21 protein-coding genes are annotated in these 18,742 nt (G+C 57.0%); 14 read left to right on the forward strand and 7 right to left on the reverse strand.

Going from position 1 to position 18,742, the window contains the following annotated elements:
- Positions 1-9: 9 nt before the first annotated feature.
- Entirely contained in the window at positions 10-336 is a 327-nt protein-coding gene (locus tag IM313_RS20800) for a DUF883 domain-containing protein (protein WP_023308924.1), read from the reverse strand.
- A gap of 160 nt (positions 337-496) precedes the next feature.
- Between IM313_RS20800 and IM313_RS20805 the strand changes: the two genes are divergently transcribed.
- Positions 497-841, forward strand: a complete 345-nt coding sequence (locus IM313_RS20805; RefSeq protein ID WP_023308923.1) for a DUF2002 family protein — start codon at positions 497-499, stop codon at positions 839-841.
- Between the two features lie 32 nt (positions 842-873).
- Here the strand turns inward: IM313_RS20805 and alaE are convergent, their stop codons facing one another.
- Entirely contained in the window at positions 874-1,323 is a 450-nt protein-coding gene (alaE, locus tag IM313_RS20810) for an L-alanine exporter AlaE (RefSeq protein ID WP_028014172.1), read from the reverse strand.
- 493 nt (positions 1,324-1,816) lie between these two features.
- On the opposite strand from alaE, the gene stpA reads away from it, so the two are divergent.
- Positions 1,817-2,221, forward strand: coding sequence for a DNA-binding protein StpA (gene stpA, locus IM313_RS20815; protein ID WP_041908535.1), 405 nt, complete (start codon positions 1,817-1,819; stop codon positions 2,219-2,221).
- A gap of 38 nt (positions 2,222-2,259) precedes the next feature.
- Here stpA and IM313_RS20820 read toward each other — a convergent pair whose 3' ends face one another.
- Positions 2,260-2,439 (reverse strand): hypothetical protein, encoded by a 180-nt coding sequence (locus tag IM313_RS20820; RefSeq protein ID WP_192971705.1) that lies wholly within the window; start codon positions 2,437-2,439, stop codon positions 2,260-2,262.
- A 79-nt stretch (positions 2,440-2,518) separates the two neighbouring features.
- A complete protein-coding gene (locus tag IM313_RS20825) occupies positions 2,519-3,040 on the reverse strand; it encodes a rhodanese family protein (protein ID WP_192971706.1) in 522 nt (173 codons plus the stop codon).
- Positions 3,041-3,219: 179 nt separating this feature from the next.
- Between IM313_RS20825 and IM313_RS20830 the strand changes: the two genes are divergently transcribed.
- Positions 3,220-3,378 carry a YqaE/Pmp3 family membrane protein gene (locus IM313_RS20830; RefSeq protein ID WP_032644909.1) on the forward strand — a complete coding sequence of 53 codons (159 nt, stop codon included), beginning with the start codon at positions 3,220-3,222 and terminating at the stop codon, positions 3,376-3,378.
- Here IM313_RS20830 and IM313_RS20835 read toward each other — a convergent pair.
- On the reverse strand, positions 3,375-4,304 hold the full coding sequence (locus tag IM313_RS20835) for a LysR substrate-binding domain-containing protein (protein ID WP_028014168.1): 930 nt from the start codon (positions 4,302-4,304) through the stop codon (positions 3,375-3,377). The two genes, IM313_RS20830 and IM313_RS20835, sit on opposite strands and share 4 nt — an antisense overlap.
- A gap of 319 nt (positions 4,305-4,623) precedes the next feature.
- On the opposite strand from IM313_RS20835, the gene IM313_RS20840 reads away from it, so the two are divergent.
- The 6 genes from IM313_RS20840 (at position 4,624) to IM313_RS20865 (ending at position 12,188) form a co-directional block, all read left to right on the forward strand.
- A complete protein-coding gene (locus IM313_RS20840) occupies positions 4,624-5,229 on the forward strand; it encodes an ankyrin repeat domain-containing protein (protein ID WP_192971707.1) in 606 nt (201 codons plus the stop codon).
- 106 nt (positions 5,230-5,335) lie between these two features.
- Positions 5,336-6,877, forward strand: coding sequence for an acyl-CoA synthetase FdrA (fdrA, locus tag IM313_RS20845; protein WP_048998559.1), 1,542 nt, complete (start codon positions 5,336-5,338; stop codon positions 6,875-6,877).
- Positions 6,877-8,292 (forward strand): DUF1116 domain-containing protein, encoded by a 1,416-nt coding sequence (locus tag IM313_RS20850; protein ID WP_192971708.1) that lies wholly within the window; start codon positions 6,877-6,879, stop codon positions 8,290-8,292. Before fdrA ends, IM313_RS20850 begins: the two co-directional genes overlap by 1 nt.
- 11 nt (positions 8,293-8,303) lie before the next feature.
- Complete coding sequence (locus tag IM313_RS20855; RefSeq protein WP_192971709.1) at positions 8,304-9,854, forward strand: xanthine permease; 1,551 nt, start codon at positions 8,304-8,306, stop codon at positions 9,852-9,854.
- On the forward strand, positions 9,851-10,807 hold the full coding sequence (locus IM313_RS20860; protein ID WP_192971710.1) for a carbamate kinase family protein: 957 nt from the start codon (positions 9,851-9,853) through the stop codon (positions 10,805-10,807). The genes IM313_RS20855 and IM313_RS20860 overlap by 4 nt, the downstream gene beginning before the upstream one ends.
- A gap of 1 nt (position 10,808) precedes the next feature.
- Positions 10,809-12,188, forward strand: a complete 1,380-nt coding sequence (locus IM313_RS20865) for an amidohydrolase family protein (RefSeq protein ID WP_192971711.1) — start codon at positions 10,809-10,811, stop codon at positions 12,186-12,188.
- Positions 12,189-12,206: 18 nt separating this feature from the next.
- On the opposite strand, the gene IM313_RS20870 is transcribed toward IM313_RS20865, so the two are convergent.
- Positions 12,207-13,127, reverse strand: coding sequence for a LysR substrate-binding domain-containing protein (locus tag IM313_RS20870; RefSeq protein WP_028014161.1), 921 nt, complete (start codon positions 13,125-13,127; stop codon positions 12,207-12,209).
- A 215-nt stretch (positions 13,128-13,342) separates the two neighbouring features.
- Between IM313_RS20870 and IM313_RS20875 the strand changes: the two genes are divergently transcribed.
- The 5 genes from IM313_RS20875 to IM313_RS20895 all read left to right on the forward strand — a co-directional run bounded on the left by IM313_RS20875 (position 13,343) and on the right by IM313_RS20895 (position 18,125).
- Positions 13,343-14,674, forward strand: a complete 1,332-nt coding sequence (locus IM313_RS20875) for an MFS transporter (protein WP_192971712.1) — start codon at positions 13,343-13,345, stop codon at positions 14,672-14,674.
- Between the two features lie 36 nt (positions 14,675-14,710).
- Positions 14,711-15,460 carry an SDR family NAD(P)-dependent oxidoreductase gene (locus IM313_RS20880; protein WP_003862216.1) on the forward strand — a complete coding sequence of 250 codons (750 nt, stop codon included), beginning with the start codon at positions 14,711-14,713 and terminating at the stop codon, positions 15,458-15,460.
- A 12-nt stretch (positions 15,461-15,472) separates the two neighbouring features.
- Positions 15,473-16,318: a transketolase gene (locus IM313_RS20885; protein WP_192971713.1), complete on the forward strand. Its 846-nt coding sequence runs from the start codon at positions 15,473-15,475 to the stop codon at positions 16,316-16,318.
- The gene (locus IM313_RS20890) at positions 16,318-17,316 is read left to right on the forward strand and encodes a transketolase family protein (protein ID WP_047364369.1); all 999 of its coding nucleotides are present in this window, start codon (positions 16,318-16,320) and stop codon (positions 17,314-17,316) included. Before IM313_RS20885 ends, IM313_RS20890 begins: the two co-directional genes overlap by 1 nt.
- A 74-nt stretch (positions 17,317-17,390) precedes the next feature.
- Entirely contained in the window at positions 17,391-18,125 is a 735-nt protein-coding gene (locus tag IM313_RS20895) for a bifunctional 2-polyprenyl-6-hydroxyphenol methylase/3-demethylubiquinol 3-O-methyltransferase UbiG (RefSeq protein ID WP_192971714.1), read from the forward strand.
- Here IM313_RS20895 and IM313_RS20900 read toward each other — a convergent pair.
- Positions 18,119-18,721, reverse strand: coding sequence for a short chain dehydrogenase (locus IM313_RS20900; protein WP_192971715.1), 603 nt, complete (start codon positions 18,719-18,721; stop codon positions 18,119-18,121). The two genes, IM313_RS20895 and IM313_RS20900, sit on opposite strands and share 7 nt — an antisense overlap.
- Positions 18,722-18,742 lie beyond the last annotated feature (21 nt).

Consider the following 18,742-nt stretch of genomic DNA (forward strand, 5'->3'; position numbering starts at 1 on the left):
AATGCGGGCTTACTTACGCAGGCTGAGCAGGGCTCCGACAAAAATGCCGACCGCCGCGACGGTTCCCAGCGTACACAGTGGTTTTTCACGTACGAAGGTCGTAGCACAGCTTGCCATGTCGCAGGCCGCCTGCGTAGCGCGTGAACGTCCGTTCATACGGGCACGGGTTTCACGGAGCAGAGACTGAGCCTTACGTTTCGCAGCATCTGCTTCATCCTTCGCATCCGATCCCCAGGATTTCAGCACTTCCTCAAGCGTGTCCGCTAATTGGCTGACATCATTACGAATATCCTGCGCGTCGTCGTTAATATCGTTTCGGTTCGGTCTGTTAAACATACGATCCTCCGTAATTTTGTGTTCCCGTTTAGTTTAGTTCAGAAATTTAATATCTGAAGCGCGTCACGCGTTATCCGCCAGTTTATGGACTATTCTGAAAGCCCTGCTAATGCTGATTACTGTAAGGTTGCCGGGCAGGAAAAGATAACGAGGAAAAGATATGTATTTACGACCTGACGAGGTGGCACGCGTTCTTGAAAAAGAGGGATTCACCATGGATGAGGTGACGCCAAAAGCGTATGGATATCGCCGCGGCGAGAATTATGTTTATGTTAATCGTGAAGCCAGGATGGGACGTACCGCTCTCATTATTCACCCGACGCTGAAAGACAGAAGTCTGTCATTTGCTGAGCCTGCCTCGGATATTAAAACCTGCGACCACTATCAGCAATTTCCGCTCTATTTAGGCGGTGAACGGCATGAGCATTATGGTATTCCGCACGGTTTCAGTTCGCGTATGGCGCTGGAGCGGTTTCTGAAGGGACTGTTTGGCGACGTACAGTAAAGCTGCGACTGGCTTTCGCCAGTCGCTTCACATTACGCTTTTACCTGGCCGTACTGGCTGACCTTAAACAGGCGGCGGCAGTAGTCGAGGAAATAGCCGTATACCGCACCCATCAGCATTGATACCACGATATTCGAACTGACCGCTGCGGCGATCTGGTGCCAGTCCGCGCCCACTGTCAGGAGAATAGCCACGTAGACCGGCGACTGGAACGTGACGTACGCCAGCACGTCGGCAAGATTTTTCATCCAGCCCGCCGGGCTGATGCGGCGCGCGAAACGCATAACGGCATCGCGGTATAGCCCGTAAGGCCATGCGATAATAATATTGACCGGGATCGCCACCAGACGAGAAGAAAGTGACTGCTCGAAGGTCATTCCGGAGAGGAATATTTCAATCAGCATGTTCACAACGGAACAGTAGACAACCATCGCGAAAGTATCCGCCACCGCGTGGCGCAGGCGAGATTGCGGCGAGAACATGTCTGAACTCCTTGAGAAGAACGCAGTGGAATCGGTTTTCCTTCAGCGGCTAGTGCTTTAGGTTGGTTTGTTTGAGGTGTATAGCGTATATCTCTATGTTTGAACTAACAACTAGTGATTAATTTTTATTTACTCGCCTTTTGTCCACAAAATTCTCTAAAATTGGTTGTTTTTTATCCGGTTCGTTATAATCTGTCTCATCAAATGTTTTACTGATATAAATCAGTGGGTTAGGTGTTTTGCTTTTGACGCAGAAATTCACTCCCCTGATGAGAGCGCAGTATGCTGTGATTTGGATTAAAGTTGACCATTTATATTGATTTGGTGATTAGATCTACGTGTTTCCCGCCAATGCTATGCGCTATTATTAACGGCGATATTTAAATATATTTACATTTATGCCCGTTTGGACCTTTGGGTAGATATTTCAACTGAAATGAATTATTCTTGGGGCGATTTATCTATTTACCCCAAAGAAAAGGTTTTCAATAATATGTCTTTGACGTTACAGAATCTTAATAATATCCGAACCCTGCGCGCGATGGCGCGAGAATTAACCCTGGACGTTCTTGAGGAAATGCTGGAAAAGGTCAGGGTCGTTACTGAAGAAAAACGCAATGAGCTGGCGGAATTAGAGCAGCAGCGCGCTGAACAGCAGGAAAAAATTAATACCCTGCTGGAACTGATGAAAGCCGATGGTATTTCTCCGACTGACCTGCTGGGTTCAGAACTGGCGCAGGCGGGTAAACCGACTAAAAAGCGTAAACCGCGCGAAGCGAAATATCGCTTTATTGACCAGAACGGTGAAGAAAAAACGTGGACCGGCCAGGGCCGCACGCCGAAGCCTATTGCCAGCGCGCTGGCAGAGGGTAAATCACTGGATGATTTTCTGATCTAATACGTGGACCGGGCGGAACAAGCCGCCCGGTTGTCTGTTCAGCAGACGCCGAAATCACCTTCTTCGTTATACGGCGCCAAATCGGCCGCTTTCAGCGTATATTTCTCGCCTTGATCATTGCTGGCCTGTACCGCCACCACGTTTTCACCGTTCACTTCGAGCACTTTCAGCTTTGGGCCGCCTTTTAGCGGTTGCACATAATCACCGACAGAAAACATATAACCTCCTCATCGTTTTAGCGATCTCCACCTTAGCCGACGTCTGATGCCGGGTACAGCGTAATTCATTGATTACTGCTTATGAGGTATGACGCTTCCACGGCATCACTTTCAGCAACCGTGCCATACCGCAAAAACCTGTCACACCGGCGAACAGCAGCCCGGCACCGACGAAACCGCTCAGCAGGAAAAAGCCGCTGGAGACGCTATAACCCAGCACCACGCCGCAGAGGATCAGCAGCCCGGCGGCAATTTGTACCTGCCGCATCAGCGGGAGCGGCTGGGATTTATCTTCAACGGTCAGCAGCCCGGCCTGCTTCCAGCCCTGAATGCCCCCCTCAACCACGAAGGCCTGAGCCGGCAACGCTGCCTGCGCAAGTCGCGCAGCATTGTTTGATGTCCGTGTCCCGGACTGACAGTGGAAAATCACCGTTTCACCAGGGGCAGCGTTGAGCCCGCCGGGTAAAGAATCCAGCGGTATGGAGCGTGCTGCCGGAATATGCTCGCGGGCATACTCGTCGGGATCGCGAATATCAATCAGTTTTGCGCCTTCTTTAATAAGCGCATTCGCCTGCTGTGGCGAAATAAGAGAAAGAGACATGGTGTTTCCTTACGGTCAATTTATGAGTAGTAGAACATTTAAGGAAGGGCTTAAGCCAGTGTAAAGAGGGTAAAGGCAGGTAAAAGCGCGAGAGACGAATGGCAGTAACCCGTAAACTGGCTATGCTTAGAGAAATGTCTCTTTTTAATTTTCAATTGGTTAGCTTGCACGGAGTGATTATGGGTTTTTGGCGCGTTGTTTTTACGATTATTCTCCCGCCGCTGGGCGTGCTGCTTGGCAAGGGACTGGGCTGGGCGTTTATTCTGAACATCCTTCTGACCATCCTGGGTTACTTCCCGGGCCTTATCCACGCGTTTTGGGTGCAGACGAAAAACTAAGCACGCCACAGTAAATCACTGTATATACCGGTTAATACGCCTTCCGGGCCAAACTGCTGTTTGATCCAGCGCGTTACCTGGCCGGTCGCCGCATGCTGCGTGGCGAGCAGCATGCGCGAGTCCTGACGCGGATTGTTAATACGCCGCGTGATGAGCAGACCGTCTTCCATCGCTTCTCTTGCCATGTATTCCGGCAAAAAGCCAATCCCTTCCCCCAGAATCTGGCACTGGCACTTGGTGTTGAAATCCGGCACCAGAATTGCCTCCTGCCCGTGCAGCAGCCAGCCGACCTTCTTGTTGATGGTATGCGCGGTATCTTCCACCATGATGTTGGGGTACAGGCGCAACTGGCTCTCCGCAATCGGTTCGGGAACAAAGGCGAGGGGATGTTCCGGCGCGATGGCAAACACCCAGCGAATGGCGCCAATTTCGGTGTAATCAATCCCGCCGCCGTCCAGCAGCGTATCCGGCGCGCCAATCGCGATGTTGGCCTGATTGTTGATGATCGAATCCCAGACGCCGTTATACACCTCGGTCGTCACCGTGATCTGGCAGGTGGGAAACTGCTTTTTCAGCACCTGCAGCAAACGCGCGGTATGGCGCGGCGTATACAAGAGCTGATTAATGCAGATGCGTACTCGCGCCTCGATGCCCTGCGAAATGGTATCAATCCCGCGCTTGATGGCGTGGAAGTCGTTCAGCAGGTCGGTGGCCTTACGGTAAAAATAAAACCCGGACTCCGTCAGCTCGATGCTGCGCGTGTTGCGCACAAACAGCACCACGTCCAGCCCGGTCTCCATGCGCTTAATGGTATAGCTAATGGCGGAGGTCGTCACGCCCAGCTCGGCGGCGGCTTTGCTGAAACTGCCGAAGCGCGCCGCGGTGGTGAAGGCCAGCAGGTTCTCTTCGGTAAAGATGGAATTCATATCACAGCATCCTCAGCCATCAGTTTTGAACATATTTTAACAGCGCCGTTACATCATATTTGAAGTGTGTCACAGTTCTGACTATTTACGCGGAGCCGCGTCCTGCAAGGCTTTTACAACCATAAGGATAATGCTGCCTGAGGCGCTAAAAAACGGTAAACCATAAGAAAAAGGTTGCACAGACGCACGTTTTAGCCTGACTGTTGAATTTAACTCAACAATGAATTGCGTGTCGATGAATCATTTTTAAGCGGATTCTTTTGTGACCAGGCTGTTGCTATTCTCAGGTCATCAGAAGTGAAACATTGGGAGACTGAATATGTCTGCAAACGCACTCGTTACGGAATTTCTGCTGGCGGCAGAAGAGGGCAACATCGACGCGCTAAAAGCCTGCCTGGATAACGGCGTGGATATTAACGCCACCAACCGCCAGAAAAGAACCGCCATTATTATTGCCAGCCTGAAAAAGCATTATACCTGCGTGGAATTTTTAATTGCCGCCGGCGCGGATATTGATAAACAGGACCAGACCTGTTTTAACCCCTTCCTGATAAGCTGCCTGACTAATGATTTAACCCTGCTGCGCATCGTTCTTCCGGCGAATCCGGATCTCGACCGTCTGACGCGCTTCGGCGGCGTGGGCATTACCCCTGCCAGTGAAAAAGGCCACGTTGAAATCGTGCGCGAGCTGCTGGAAAAAACCGATATTAACGTCAACCACACTAACTTTGTCGGCTGGACGCCGCTGCTGGAAGCCATCGTGCTGAATGACGGCGGCGCAAAGCAGCAGGAAATTGTGAAACTGCTGCTGGACCACGGCGCGAACCCGCACATGACCGATAAATACGGCAAAACCCCGCTCGAACTGGCGCGGGAAAAAGGCTTCGATGCAATAGCCGACCTGCTGCTGGCGGCGGGCGCATAACGCATTCGGCCAGCCACGTCCGGCTGGCCGTTAATTCAAAAAGTTTTTTACCGACGTGCATTCTGCGCGACGGCGGCCCCCTTTTATCCGTATTCAGGAGAAAACAATGCCAACCAAAATCGTCATAAAAAAGAATACGTATTTCGATTCGGTTTCCTTAATGTCGGTTTCCACCAAAGCCAATAAATTGCCGGGCGTCGAACAGGCGTTTGTGGCAATGGCGACGGAAATGAATAAAGGCGTTCTGAAAAATCTCGGGCTGCTCACGCCGGAATTGGCGGAAGCCAAAAATGGCGACCTGATGATCGTGATTAAAGGCGACGCGGCGAACGATGAAACGCTGGCGGAAATAGAAGCTTTATTTACCCATAAAGTGAGCGGCGGCACCCATGAAGCACGCTACGCGACGATTGCCAGCGCCAAAACTCATCGCCCGGACAGCAACCTGGCGGTCATTTCCGTCAACGGCACCTTTGCCGCCCGCGAAGCGCGTCAGGCGCTGGAAAACGATCTTAACGTGATGCTGTTCTCCGATAACGTGTCGCTCGACGACGAGCTGGCGCTGAAGCAGCTGGCGCATGAGAAAGGGCTGCTGATGATGGGGCCTGACTGCGGAACCGCCATCATCAACGGTGCGGGGCTGTGCTTCGCCAACGCGGTGCGTCGCGGGCCGATTGGGATTGTTGGCGCCTCCGGCACCGGCAGCCAGGAGCTGAGCGTGCGCATTCACGAGTTCGGCGGCGGCGTGTCGCAGCTGATCGGCACCGGCGGGCGCGATCTCAGCGAGAAAATCGGCGGCCTGATGATGCTCGACGCCATCGACATGCTTGAGGCGGATGAGGGCACTCAGGTGATTGCGCTCATCTCCAAGCCGCCTGCGCCAGCGGTTGCAAAAAAGGTGCTGGCCCGCGCCAGAGCCTGCCGCAAGCCGGTGGTTGTTTGCTTCCTCGGCCGCAGCGAACCGCCCGCCGATGAAGACGGCCTGCAGTTTGCGCGTGGCACCAAAGAAGCGGCGCTGAAGGCGGTGCTGCTTACCGGCATTAAAAAAGAGTCCCTGGATCTGCATCCGCTCAACTGGCCTTTGATTGAAGAGGTGCGCGCCCGCCTGACCCCACAGCAGAAGTACATTCGCGGCCTGTTCTGCGGCGGCACCCTGTGCGACGAGGCGATGTTTGCCGCGCTGGAGAAGTTCGACGACGTCTGGAGCAACATCCAGCCCGATCCGGCTAAGCGCCTGAAGGACATCAGCATCAGCCAGGCCCACACCTTCCTTGACTTCGGTGACGACGACTTCACCAACGGCAAGCCGCACCCAATGATCGACCCGACCAACCGCATCAGCAGGCTGCTGCAGGAGGCGCGGGATCCGCAGGTGGGCGTCATCGTGATGGACTTCGTGCTCGGCTTCGGCGCGCACGAGGATCCGGTGGGGGTGATGATCGAGGCGATCAAAGAGGCACAGGCCATTGCGAGGGCAGATAACCGTCCGCTGGAAATTCTCGGCTACGTGCTCGGCACCGACCAGGATCCGCAGTCGCTGGCGCAGCAGTGCCAGCGGCTGACCGACGCAGGCGTCATCTGGGCCAGCAGCAGCACCAACACCGGATTACTGGCACGCGAATTTGTTTGCAAAGGGGAGAACGCATAATGACCACTTTATTCAACCAGCCGCTTAACGTCATTAACGTCGGCATTGCGATGTTCAGCGACGACCTCAAAAAGCAGCACGTTCCCGTGACCCAGCTCGACTGGACGCCGCCGGGGCAGGGCAACATGCAGGTGGTGGAGGCGCTCGACCAGCTGGCGGAAAAACCGCTGGCGGAGAAGATCGCCGCCGCGAACAAAATCGCCCTTGAGCGCATCATCCAGTCTCACCCGGTGCTGGTGGGCTATGACCAGGCAATTAACGTAGTGCCGGGCATGACCCGCACCACCATTCTGCACGCCGGTCCGCCCGTCGCATGGGAAAACATGTGCGGGGCGATGAAGGGCGCGGTTAACGGTGCGCTGGTATTTGAAGGGCTGGCAACGGATCTGGAGGATGCCGCAAGGCTGGCGGCTTCAGGTGAGATCACCTTCTCGCCGTGCCACGAGCACGACTGCGTGGGCTCCATGGCGGGCGTCACCTCCGCGTCAATGTTTATGCACATCGTTGAGAACAAAACCTACGGCAACCGGGCGTTCACCAACCTCAGCGAGCAGATGGCGAAGATCCTGCGCATGGGGGCTAACGACCAGAGCGTGATCGACCGCCTGAACTGGATGCGCGACGTGCTCGGCCCGATGCTGCGCGACGCGATGAATATCATCGGCGAAATCGACCTGCGCCTGATGCTGGCCCAGGCGCTGCACATGGGCGACGAGTGCCACAACCGCAACAACGCCGGCACCACGCTGCTGATCCAGGCACTGACGCCGGGGCTGATTCAGGCGGGCTATCCGGTGGAGCAGCAGCGTGAGGTGTTCGAGTTTGTCGCCAGCAGCGACTACTTCTCCGGCCCGACGTGGATGGCGATGTGTAAAGCCGCGCTGGATGCCGCTCACGGCATTGAATATAGCACCGTGGTTACCACCATGGCGCGCAACGGCTACGAGTTCGGCCTGCGCGTTTCCGGCCTGCCGGGGCAGTGGTTTACCGGTCCGGCGCAGCAGGTGATTGGCCCGATGTTCGCAGGCTACAAGCCGGAAGACTCCGGACTGGATATTGGCGACAGCGCCATCACCGAAACCTACGGCATCGGCGGCTTTGCGATGGCGACGGCACCGGCCATCGTTGCGCTGGTGGGCGGCACGGTGGAGGAAGCCATCGACTTCTCGCGCCAGATGCGCGAAATCACCCTCGGCGAGAACCCGAACGTCACCATTCCGCTGCTGTCGTTTATGGGCATTCCAACCGCCATCGACATCACCAGAGTGGCGGGCAGCGGCATTCTGCCGGTGATCAACACCGCCATTGCCCACAAAGACGCGGGCATCGGCATGATTGGGGCGGGCATCGTTCACCCGCCGTTTAGCTGTTTTGAAAAGGCGCTGTTGACCTTCCGCGATCGCTACGTTCTATAAGGTATGCATCCATGAAAAACATGAAACTGGAGTGGAAAAAAGGTGACTGGGCGGCCTATTTCGGGTTGATGACCAACAACCTGACTAATTTGCTGACCATGATGGGGTTGCTCATTTTTGTCGTCGGCATCCCGAAGGAGATTGTTTATGGACGCATCGCGCCGGCCTTCGGGCTGGCGGTGCTGGTAGCGAGCTTATGCTACACATGGTTTGGTCTGCAAATGGCGCGCACCACCGGACGTACGGACGTCACCGCGCTGCCGTCCGGCCCGAGCGCACCCTCGATTTTTACCGTGACCTTCCTGGTCCTGATGCCCGTCTACCAGCAAACCGGCGATGCGGATTTCGCGATTCAGATTGGCCTGGTGTGGTGCTTCGTGGAAGCGATGATCCTCGCGGGCGGCTCGTTCCTGGGTGAGACCATCCGCAAGATGATCCCGCGTACCGTGCTGCTGTCGTGCCTGTCCGGTCTTGGCCTGCTGCTGCTGGCGATGAACCCGATGTTGCAGGCGTTCGAAGCGCCCACCGTGTCGTTCATCGTTCTGCTGCTGATCTTCATTAACTGGTTCGGTAAAAAGCCGATTTTCGCCAAAATCCCGACCGGCCTGCTGCTGCTGATTGCCGGAACGGCGCTGGCGTGGATTTCCGGACTGCAAAGCCCGGATGCCATTAAGGCGTCCATGTCATCCTTCGGCTTTAACCCGCCGGAGGTTCACGTGGACAGCTTTATGCAGGGCCTGCCGCACGCGCTGCCGTATCTGGCATCCGCCGTACCGCTGGGGCTGGCGAACTACATCTTTGACCTGGAGAACATCGAAAGCGCCCACGCAGCGGGGGATGAGTACCCGACCCGCAAGGTGATGCTGGCGAACGGCCTGGCTTCCATGCTCGGCTGCCTGATGGGCAACCCGTTCCCGGTCACGGTCTACGTGGGCCATCCCGGCTGGAAGGCGATGGGGGCGAGCATCGGCTACACGCTGGCGTCCGGCGTGACCATGTTCATCGTGCCGCTGTTCGGGCTGGGGGCCTTTATGCTCGCCATCATACCGATGACCGCTATCGTGCCGATTCTGGTGTTTATCGGCGTCGTCACCGCCAACCAGGTGGTGCGGGAAACCCCCAAAGTGGAGGTGCCCGTCATCTTTATCTGCCTGTTCCCGTGGATCGCTAACTGGGCGCTGACCATGATGAACAGCGTGATGAGCGCGGCGGGAACCAGCGCGGCGAAAATTGGCACCGACGTGCTGCACAGCAAAGGGATCTACTACGAGGGGCTGATGCACCTCGGCAACGGCGCGCCGCTCGCCAGCATGCTCTGGGGCTGTATCGCTATCTTCGCCATCATCAACAAACCGCTGCGCGGGGCCGTCGCCGCCGCAGGAGGCGCGCTGCTGGCGCTGTTTGGCGTGATCCACGCGCCAGTGGTGGGCTTTGCCGAGGGCAGTTCCCTGATGTTCGTCACGGCCTACCTGATGATGGGCGGCATGTTTGTGGTGAAGCATTTCCTCGACAGCCGCGAAGTTGCGAGCGCTGAAGTTACTGTTGCGAAGGAAAACGTATGAAAGAGCTTATGGTCGTCGCCATCGGCGGCAACAGCATTATCAAAGACAACGCCAGCCAGTCGATTGAACATCAGGCGCAGGCGGTCAAAGCGGTGGCCGAGTCGGTGCTTGAAATGCTGGCCTTCGACTATGACATCGTCCTCACCCACGGCAACGGCCCGCAGGTGGGGCTGGATCTGCGCCGCGCCGAGATCGCCCACGAGCGGGAAGGGCTGCCGCTGACCCCGCTGGCAAACTGCGTGGCGGATACCCAGGGCGGCATCGGCTACCTGATCCAGCAGGCGCTCAACAACCGCCTGGCGGCGCGTGGCGAGCAAAAGGCGGTCACGGTCGTCACTCAGGTGGAGGTGGATAAAAACGATCCCGGCTTTACGCACCCGACAAAACCGATCGGCGCGTTCTTCAGCGAGGCGCAGCGCGACGAGCTACAGCTCGCGCACCCGGACTGGCATTTTGTCGAGGATTCAGGCCGGGGCTATCGCCGCGTGGTGGCCTCGCCCCAGCCGCTGCGCATCGTCGAGGCGGATGCGATTAAGGCGCTAACGCAGAAAGGTTTTGTGGTCATCGGCGCGGGCGGCGGAGGCATTCCCGTTGTGCGCAGCGAGCAGGGGGATTATCAGAGCGTGGATGCGGTTATCGATAAAGATCTCTCCACCGCGCTGCTGGCCCGTGAGATTTGCGCCGACGTGCTGGTGATAACCACCGGCGTGGAGAAAGTCTGCGTTAACTTCGGCAAGCCAGACCAGCAGGCGCTGGACACCGTCAGCGTGGCGCTGATGAAGCGCTACATGGATGAAGGACACTTTCCGGCGGGCAGCATGCTGCCCAAAATCGTCGCCTCGCTGGCATTTTTACACCACGGCGGCAGGCGGGTGATCATCACCTCGCCGGACTGCCTGCCTGCGGCGCTGCGCGGTGAAACGGGTACCCACATTGTTAATGAAGGAAGATAAGATGAGTGAAAACAAAAGCCGCCGCGAGTTTATCAGCCAGAGCGGCAAAATGGTCACCGCCTGCGCGCTGTTTGGCGCCACCGGCTCCGTCGCGTATGCTGCCGACTCTGCAAAGGCAACCTGTGAGACGGGGAAACCGATGAAGATCATCGCGAAACATTACTATCTGGACAACGTGCTGCTTGAAGCCGGGTTTAATTTCGAGGGCAGCGTGGCGACGAGCACCCGCACCGAGATGAAAACGCTGGAGATTAAAGACGGGAAAATTGTCGCCCTGCGCGACAACGGCAGCCATGCCGACGCGACCCTGCCGCACTACGACGCGGGTAAAAAACTGATGCTTCCGGCGATGCGCGACATGCACATTCACCTGGATAAAACCTTCTACGGCGGCCCGTGGCGCTCCCTGAACCGTCCGGCTGGCACCACCATTCAGGACATGATCCGCCTGGAGCAGAAGCTGCTGCCGGAGTTACAGCCCTACACGCAAGAACGCGCCGAAAAGCTGATCGACCTGATCCAGTCCAAAGGGTCCACCATCGCCCGCAGCCACTGCAATATTGAGCCGGTTTCCGGCCTGAAAAACCTGGAAAATTTGCAGGCGGTGCTGGCGCGCCGCAGCGCAAGTTTTGACTGCGAAATCGTTGCCTTCCCGCAGCACGGCCTGCTGCTCTCCAACGCTGAAAAGCTGATGCGCGAGGCGATGCAGGCGGGGGCGCACTACGTAGGCGGGCTGGACCCAACCAGCGTTGACGGCGCGATGGAGAAATCGCTCGATACTATGTTCCAGATTGCGCTGGATTACGACAAAGGGGTGGATATTCACCTCCATGAAACCAGCCCGGCGGGCGTGGCGGCGGTGAACTACATGGTGGAAACCGTGGAGAAAACGCCGGAGCTGAAGGGCAAGCTGACCATCAGCCACGCCTTCGCGCTGGCGACGCTCAACGAGCAGCAGGTGGATGAGATTGCCACCCGCATGGCGGCGCAGCAGGTGACCATCGCCTCCACCGTGCCGATTGGCACCCTGCACATGCCGCTGAAGCAGCTGCGGGAGAAGGGCGTGTTTGTTATGACCGGCACCGACAGCGTGATCGACCACTGGTCGCCGTACGGTCTGGGTGACATGCTGGAGAAAGCCAATCTGTACGCCCAGCTCTATATTCGCCCGAACGAGCAGACGCTCTCCCGCGCGCTCGGCATCGCCACCGGCGACGTGCTGCCGCTGAACGATAAAGGTGAACGCGTATGGCCGAAAGCGCAGGACGACGCCAGCTTTGTGCTGGTGGACGCCTCCTGTTCCGCCGAGGCGGTGGCGCGCATTTCTCCGCGTACCGCGACGTTCCACAAGGGGAATCTCGTCTGGGGCACGGTCGCCTGACGCCACGATGGGGTATCGCTAAAGGTGATACCCCGACAATCGCAACTCCCGATCAATCCACTCGACGAACTGCTGGATCTTCCACGCGCGTTCGTTCATGTGCGGCATCACCAGATGATGCGCGTTAATGGCGATTCCCATCTCATCCGGCAGCACCTGTACCAGCGAGCCATCCTTCAGGTGATCGGTAGCCATCATTTTGCTCTCCAGAATAAACCCCAGCCCCATGCGCGCCGCTTCAAAGCTCATGTAGGAACGGTCGAAGCTGAGGCTGAAATTGAGCCAGGGCCTGTCGATATTGTGCCAGGCGAACCATTTTTCCCAGTTCACCAGAGTGCTGGTGGAGGAGATAAGCGACTGTTGCAGCAGATCGGCGGGCGTGCTGATGGGATGCTCTTCTGCATAGCCCGGCGAGGCCAATACTACCAGCGTGTCGTTTTTAATGGTCATCACCCGGTAAGCATCCCAGTCCGGAATACCATGACGGATATCAATGTCGATATTATCTCTGGCGAACTGCAGGTTCTCATAGGAGCAGGTGAGATTGATGGTGATATCAGGATATTCGGCGCGGAATCTGCCCAGACGGCGCAACAGCCATGACAGTCCGAAGGTGGGGGAAGAGTGCACGCGAAGCACAGCATTGTCTTTTTCTTTCACGATCTGATCGGTGGCGCGCCCAATGGCGCTCATCGCCGCCGAGACCTCCCGCAGATATTTTTCTCCCGTCGGGGTGAGTTGAACCCCTTTGCCGCTGCGGATAAATAATTTCTTGCCCAGCCACGATTCCAGCGACGCGATCTGGTGGCTTACCGCCGAAGGCGTGACGTTGAGCTGTTCCGCCGCCTGATGGATGCTCAGGGCGTTAGCAACGGCGATAAACGCCTGCAAATTTCTGAGCGAGGGCAGCGATAACGTCTGGCGATCCTGCGCGGACATGGCCTACTCCTTACACGATAATTGATAAAAAACATAACATTGAGACTGCGAGCGGGCAATTTTATCCCGATGTTATTTTTTTGAGCTGTATCGCGAATCAAATTTATCTCAGCAATAAATGAGCTTTATTGAATGGCGTTTCATGGGTGAGCCGATATATTGACGTTGAACGCAATAATAAAACGACTCACGGTGTTCGAATAATGAGGTAAGTTATGTCTCGTATAGAACAAGCTGTCCCCTACATAAAGACTAAAAAAACCAATTACCGTTTCGTTGTGCTGGCATTAATTTTTATTGTTTATGCCATTAATTATGCTGACCGAACAAATATTGGTGCGGTACTGCCGTTTATCATTGACGAATTTCATATCAATAATTTCGAAGCCGGTGCCATCGCCAGCATGTTTTTTTTGGGATACGCCCTGAGCCAAATTCCTGCGGGCTTTTTTATTGCCAAAAAGGGAATTCGCGGCATGGTGGCACTGTCGATATTCGGCTTCTCTGCCTTTACCTGGCTGATGGGCACCGCAACCTCGGTTCTGGGCCTGAAGTGTATCCGCCTGGGGCTAGGGTTAACAGAGGGGCCGTGCCCGGTTGGGCTGGCCTCCACCATCAATAACTGGTTTCCGCCAAAGGAGAAGGCCACGGCCACGGGCGTCTACATCGCCGCCACCATGTTCGCGCCCATCCTCGTGCCGCCGCTGGCCGTGTGGATCGCCATGACCTGGGGCTGGCGCTGGGTCTTCTTCTCCTTTGCGATCCCTGGATTGGTCATTGCCGTCCTGTGGTATCTGCTGGTACGCACGAAGCCGTCCGAGAGCGCATTCGTCTCTAAAGCGGAGCTGGAGACCATTACCGCCGGTCAGGAGACGCCGGACGCCAGATGTGAAAACATCGTGATTTCACCAGGCTTTGCACGCCTCGATCGGCTGATCCGCGTGCGGGAGTTAGCCCCGGTAAGCACGGTGAAAGGGCTGTTTACCTCGAAGAATATTCTCGGCGACTGCCTGGCCTATTTTATGATGGTCAGCGTGCTGTACGGACTGTTGACGTGGATCCCGCTCTATCTGGTGAAAGAGAAAGGCTTTACGTTTATGAGCATGGGGCTGGTCGCCAGCATGCCGTGCATCGGTGGATTTATCGGTGCGATTTTTGGCGGCTACGTCTCAGACAAACTGCTCGGCCGCCGACGTAAACCGACCATGATGTTTACCGCCATCAGCACCGTTTTAATGATGGTCATTATGCTGAATATTCCGCAAAGCACCGTGGCGGTTTGCGTCGGACTATTTTTTGTCGGTCTCTGTCTGAATATTGGCTGGCCCGCTTTTACAGCTTATGGCATGGCTGTTGCGGACAGTAAAACCTATCCCATTGCCGCGTCCATCATCAATAGCGGCGGTAATCTCGGCGGATTTGTTTCCCCTATGCTGGCAGGTTATCTGCTGGATAAAACAGGTAGTTTTAATTCCGTGTTTATTTATTTCGGTATTTGCGCAGCCATTGGCTTAATTATGATTATGCTGCTGGAAGAACCGAAATAAATCATTAAATCTCTCTTGTCCGAATGGAGTAAATATATGCTACTGAAAAATAAAGTCGCCGTTATTACCGGCGCGGCTTCCGTACGCGGTTTGGGTTTCGCTACGGCGAAATTATATGCCGAACAGGGTGCGAAAGTGGTGATTATCGATTTAAACGCTGAAGCCAGCCGGGCTGCCGCCGCGAGCCTGGGCGACGAACATCTGGGCCTTGCGGCGAACGTCAGCAATGAATTACAGGTTAATGCCGCCATTGAGCAGGTGCTGGGGAAATACGGGCGCATCGATATTCTGGTGAATAACGCCGGCATTACTCAGCCGATCAAGCTGATGGATATCAAACGCGAAAATTACGATGCGGTGCTTGACGTCAGCCTGCGCGGCACGCTGCTCATGTCCCAGGCGGTTATTCCCACTATGCGCGCGCAAAAGTCGGGCAGCATCGTCTGCATTTCATCGGTATCGGCCCAGCGCGGCGGCGGCATCTTCGGCGGCCCACACTACAGCGCTGCAAAAGCGGGTGTGCTGGGACTGGCAAAAGCCATGGCGCGTGAGCTGGGGCCCGACAATGTGCGGGTAAACTGCATCACGCCGGGTCTTATCCAGACGGACATCACCGCAGGCAAGCTGAGCGATGAGATGAAAACGTCCATTCTGGCGGGCATTCCGCTTAACCGCCTCGGAGACGCGCAGGATATTGCCCGCGCCGCGCTGTTCCTCGGCAGCGACCTCTCTTCTTACTCCACCGGTATCACGCTCGACGTGAACGGCGGGATGCTGATCCATTAAGGAGATACGACGATGACGCATACCACAGTTCAACAGGTTGCCGCCGCGGCCTGGCGCATTCGCCGCTACGCGCTGCGCATGGGCGAAGTGCAGGGGCAGGGCTACATCGGGCAGGCGCTGGGCTATGCCGATGTGCTGGCCACCGCGTTTACCCACGGAATGAACCTTAAGCCGGGCGAGCCGGAGTGGGAAGGGCGTGACCGTTTTCTGCTCTCCCACGGCCATTACGCCATTGCCTGTTATGCGGCCCTGATTGAAGCCGGGATCGTTCCTGAAGAGGAGCTGGAGACCTACGGTGCGGACGACAGCCGCCTGCCGATGTCCGGTATGGCAACCTACACGCCAGGTATGGAGATCTCCGGCGGTTCGCTGGGGCAGGGCTTAAGCATTGGCGTTGGCATGGCGCTGGGGCTGAAGCACAAGCAGAGCGCGGCATGGGTCGTTAACTCCATGTCGGACGGCGAGCTGGACGAAGGGTCAACCTGGGAAGCGGCGATGTCGGCGGCACATCACGGCCTGTCGAACCTGATCGTGCTGGTGGACATTAACCGCCAGCAGGCGGATGGCAACTCGCACGCGATCCTAGGCTTTGAGCCGCTGGAGGATAAATGGACCTCCTTCGGCTGGTACGTCCAGCGCGTGAACGGCAACGATGTTCCTGCGCTGGTGACGGCGTTTGATAATGCCAAACGCTACCCGGAAAACCAGCCGCGCGTCATTTTGTGCGACACGCTGATGGGCAAGGGCGTGCCGTTCCTCGAAAAGCGTGACAAGAACCATTTTATTCGCGTGGATGCTGACGAGTGGCAAAAGGCACTCGCCGTGCTGGATGCCAACAAACCTGAAGGAGTGCTGTAATGAGCCAGACCACGGAGAAAAAACCGCGTTTAACCACGTCGGCGATGATTGCCTCTATCGCGGAAGAGGGCCAGGAGACGCGCGCCGCACCGTTCGGTCACGCGCTGGTGAAGCTGGCGGAACAGCGACCGGAGATCGTCGGCATGACGGCGGATCTGTCGAAGTACACCGATCTACACATTTTTGCCCAGGCCTACCCGGAACGCTTCTTCCAGATGGGCATGGCCGAACAGCTGCTAATGGGGGCCGCGGGCGGCATGGCGAAAGAGGGCTTTATTCCTTTCGCCACAACCTATGCCGTCTTCGCTACCCGCCGCGCCTACGACTTTATCCATCAGGTGATTGCTGAAGAGCACCTGAACGTGAAGATCTGCGCGGCGCTGCCGGGGCTAACCACCGGTTACGGGCCGAGCCACCAGGCGACGGAAGATATTGCGATTATGCGCGGTATTCCGGGCATGACGATTATCGATCCCTGTGACGCAATCGACACGGAACAGGCGGTGCCGGCGATGGCAGCGCACGATGGCCCTGTCTATATGCGCCTGCTGCGCGGCAAGGTGCCGGTGGTGCTGGACCAGTACAACTACCAGTTTAAGATTGGCAAAGCTGCGCTGCTGGAAGAGGGGAGCGATGTCCTGATCGTCGCCTCAGGCCTGATGACCATGCGTGCGCTGGAGGCGGCGAAGCAGCTGCGTAAGGATAACGTCAGCGTGGCGGTGCTGCACTCGCCCACCATTAAGCCGCTGGACGAAGAGACGATCCTGGCGCAGGCCGCGAAGCCGGGACGGCTGGTCATCGTGGCGGAAAACCACAGCAGCGTAGGCGGGTTGTGCGAAGCCGTCGCGTCGCTGTTGATGCGCAACCGCGTGAACGTGGATTTCGATACCGTCGCGCTGCCGGACGCGTTCCTTGATGCGGGCGCGTTGCCCACCCTCCATGACCGCTACGGGATCTCAACCACAGCCATGGTGGAGAAAATCCGGCGCAGGCTGTGATTTATCAGACGGATACGTTGCCAACGGGCGAGGGGGGCTTTACCCTCGCCTCTGTTGCGATAAAGGAGTCCGTCATGGCACAAAACATCTACGACAACCCGGCGTTTTTTGAAGGCTACGCTCAGCTTCCGCGCTCGGTGCACGGGCTGGACGGTGCGCCTGAGTGGCCTGCGCTCAAGGCAATGCTGCCTGATTTAACCGGCAAAGCGGTTATCGATCTCGGCTGCGGTTACGGCTGGTTCTGCCGCGCGGCGCGCGCGCTGGGCGCTTGCGACGTTACGGGCGTCGATATCTCAGAAAAAATGCTTGCCCGCGCGGCTGAACTGACGGATGACGCGGAGATTCACTATCAGCGTAGCGATCTGGAATCTCTTCAGCTTCGCGAAAACAGTCTCGATCTGGTCTATAGCTCGCTGGCGCTACACTACCTGCCGGAGCTGGACACGCTATTCGCCAACGTTCAGCGCGCGCTAAAACCGGGTGGCAGCCTGGTCTTCTCGATGGAGCACCCGATTTACACCTGCGCCACCCGTCAGGGCTGGCTGACCGACGACAGCGGCGAGCGGTTCTGGGGCGTGAACCATTATCAGGACGAAAGCCATCGCGTCAGCAACTGGCTGGCGGATGGAGTGATTAAATACCACCGCACGCTGGGCACCACGCTTAACGCGCTGATAAAGGCCGGGTTAACGATAAGTGAAGTCAATGAGTGGGGACCAACGCAGGCGCAGATTGACGCCTGGCCTGCATTGTCCGAAGAGGCGGAGCGCCCGATGCTGGTGCTGATTTCCGCCCGTAAGGCTCAGTAACCTACCTTGTACACCCGCCCGCTCTGCACCCCTTCCACGCTGCGGCGGTAGGCCTGGGCCACGGTCGCGGCGGGAACGCTTTCAAAGCCGGGGAAAAACCCGTCATACGCTTCGGCGGATTCCGTCAGTACCGTTGGGCTAATCAGGTTGATGCGGATCCCGCGCGGCAGTTCGCAGGCTGCGGCGCGGACAAACCCTTCCAGCGCCGCATTGACCGTGGTGGCATTTACGCCCTGCGCAATCGGCTTGTGCGCCACAATCCCACTTATCAGCGTAATCGAGCCGCCTTCGTTCAGATAATGCTGGCCGGTCAGCGCCAGGCGCACCTGCCCGAGCAGCTTATCCTGCAGGCCCTGGTTGAAGTCGCTGTCCTTCATGGTCGCGAGCGGGCCAAAGTAGAGACCACCGCTGGCGGAGACAATCGCATCCACCGGGCCGATTTTCTCAAACAGCGCCTGCACGCTCGCCTGCGAGGTGATATCCACCTGGTAGTCGCCCCGCGTGCGACCCACGCGGATGACCTCGTGACGACGGCTTAACTCTTCGGTTACGGCACGACCGACCGTACCGCTGGCACCAATAATGACGATTTTCATATCCGACTCCTCATGTTGTGA

Origin of the sequence: Enterobacter cloacae complex sp. P2B (genome assembly GCF_014895985.1) — a bacterium.
Taxonomy (GTDB): domain Bacteria; phylum Pseudomonadota; class Gammaproteobacteria; order Enterobacterales; family Enterobacteriaceae; genus Enterobacter; species Enterobacter bugandensis.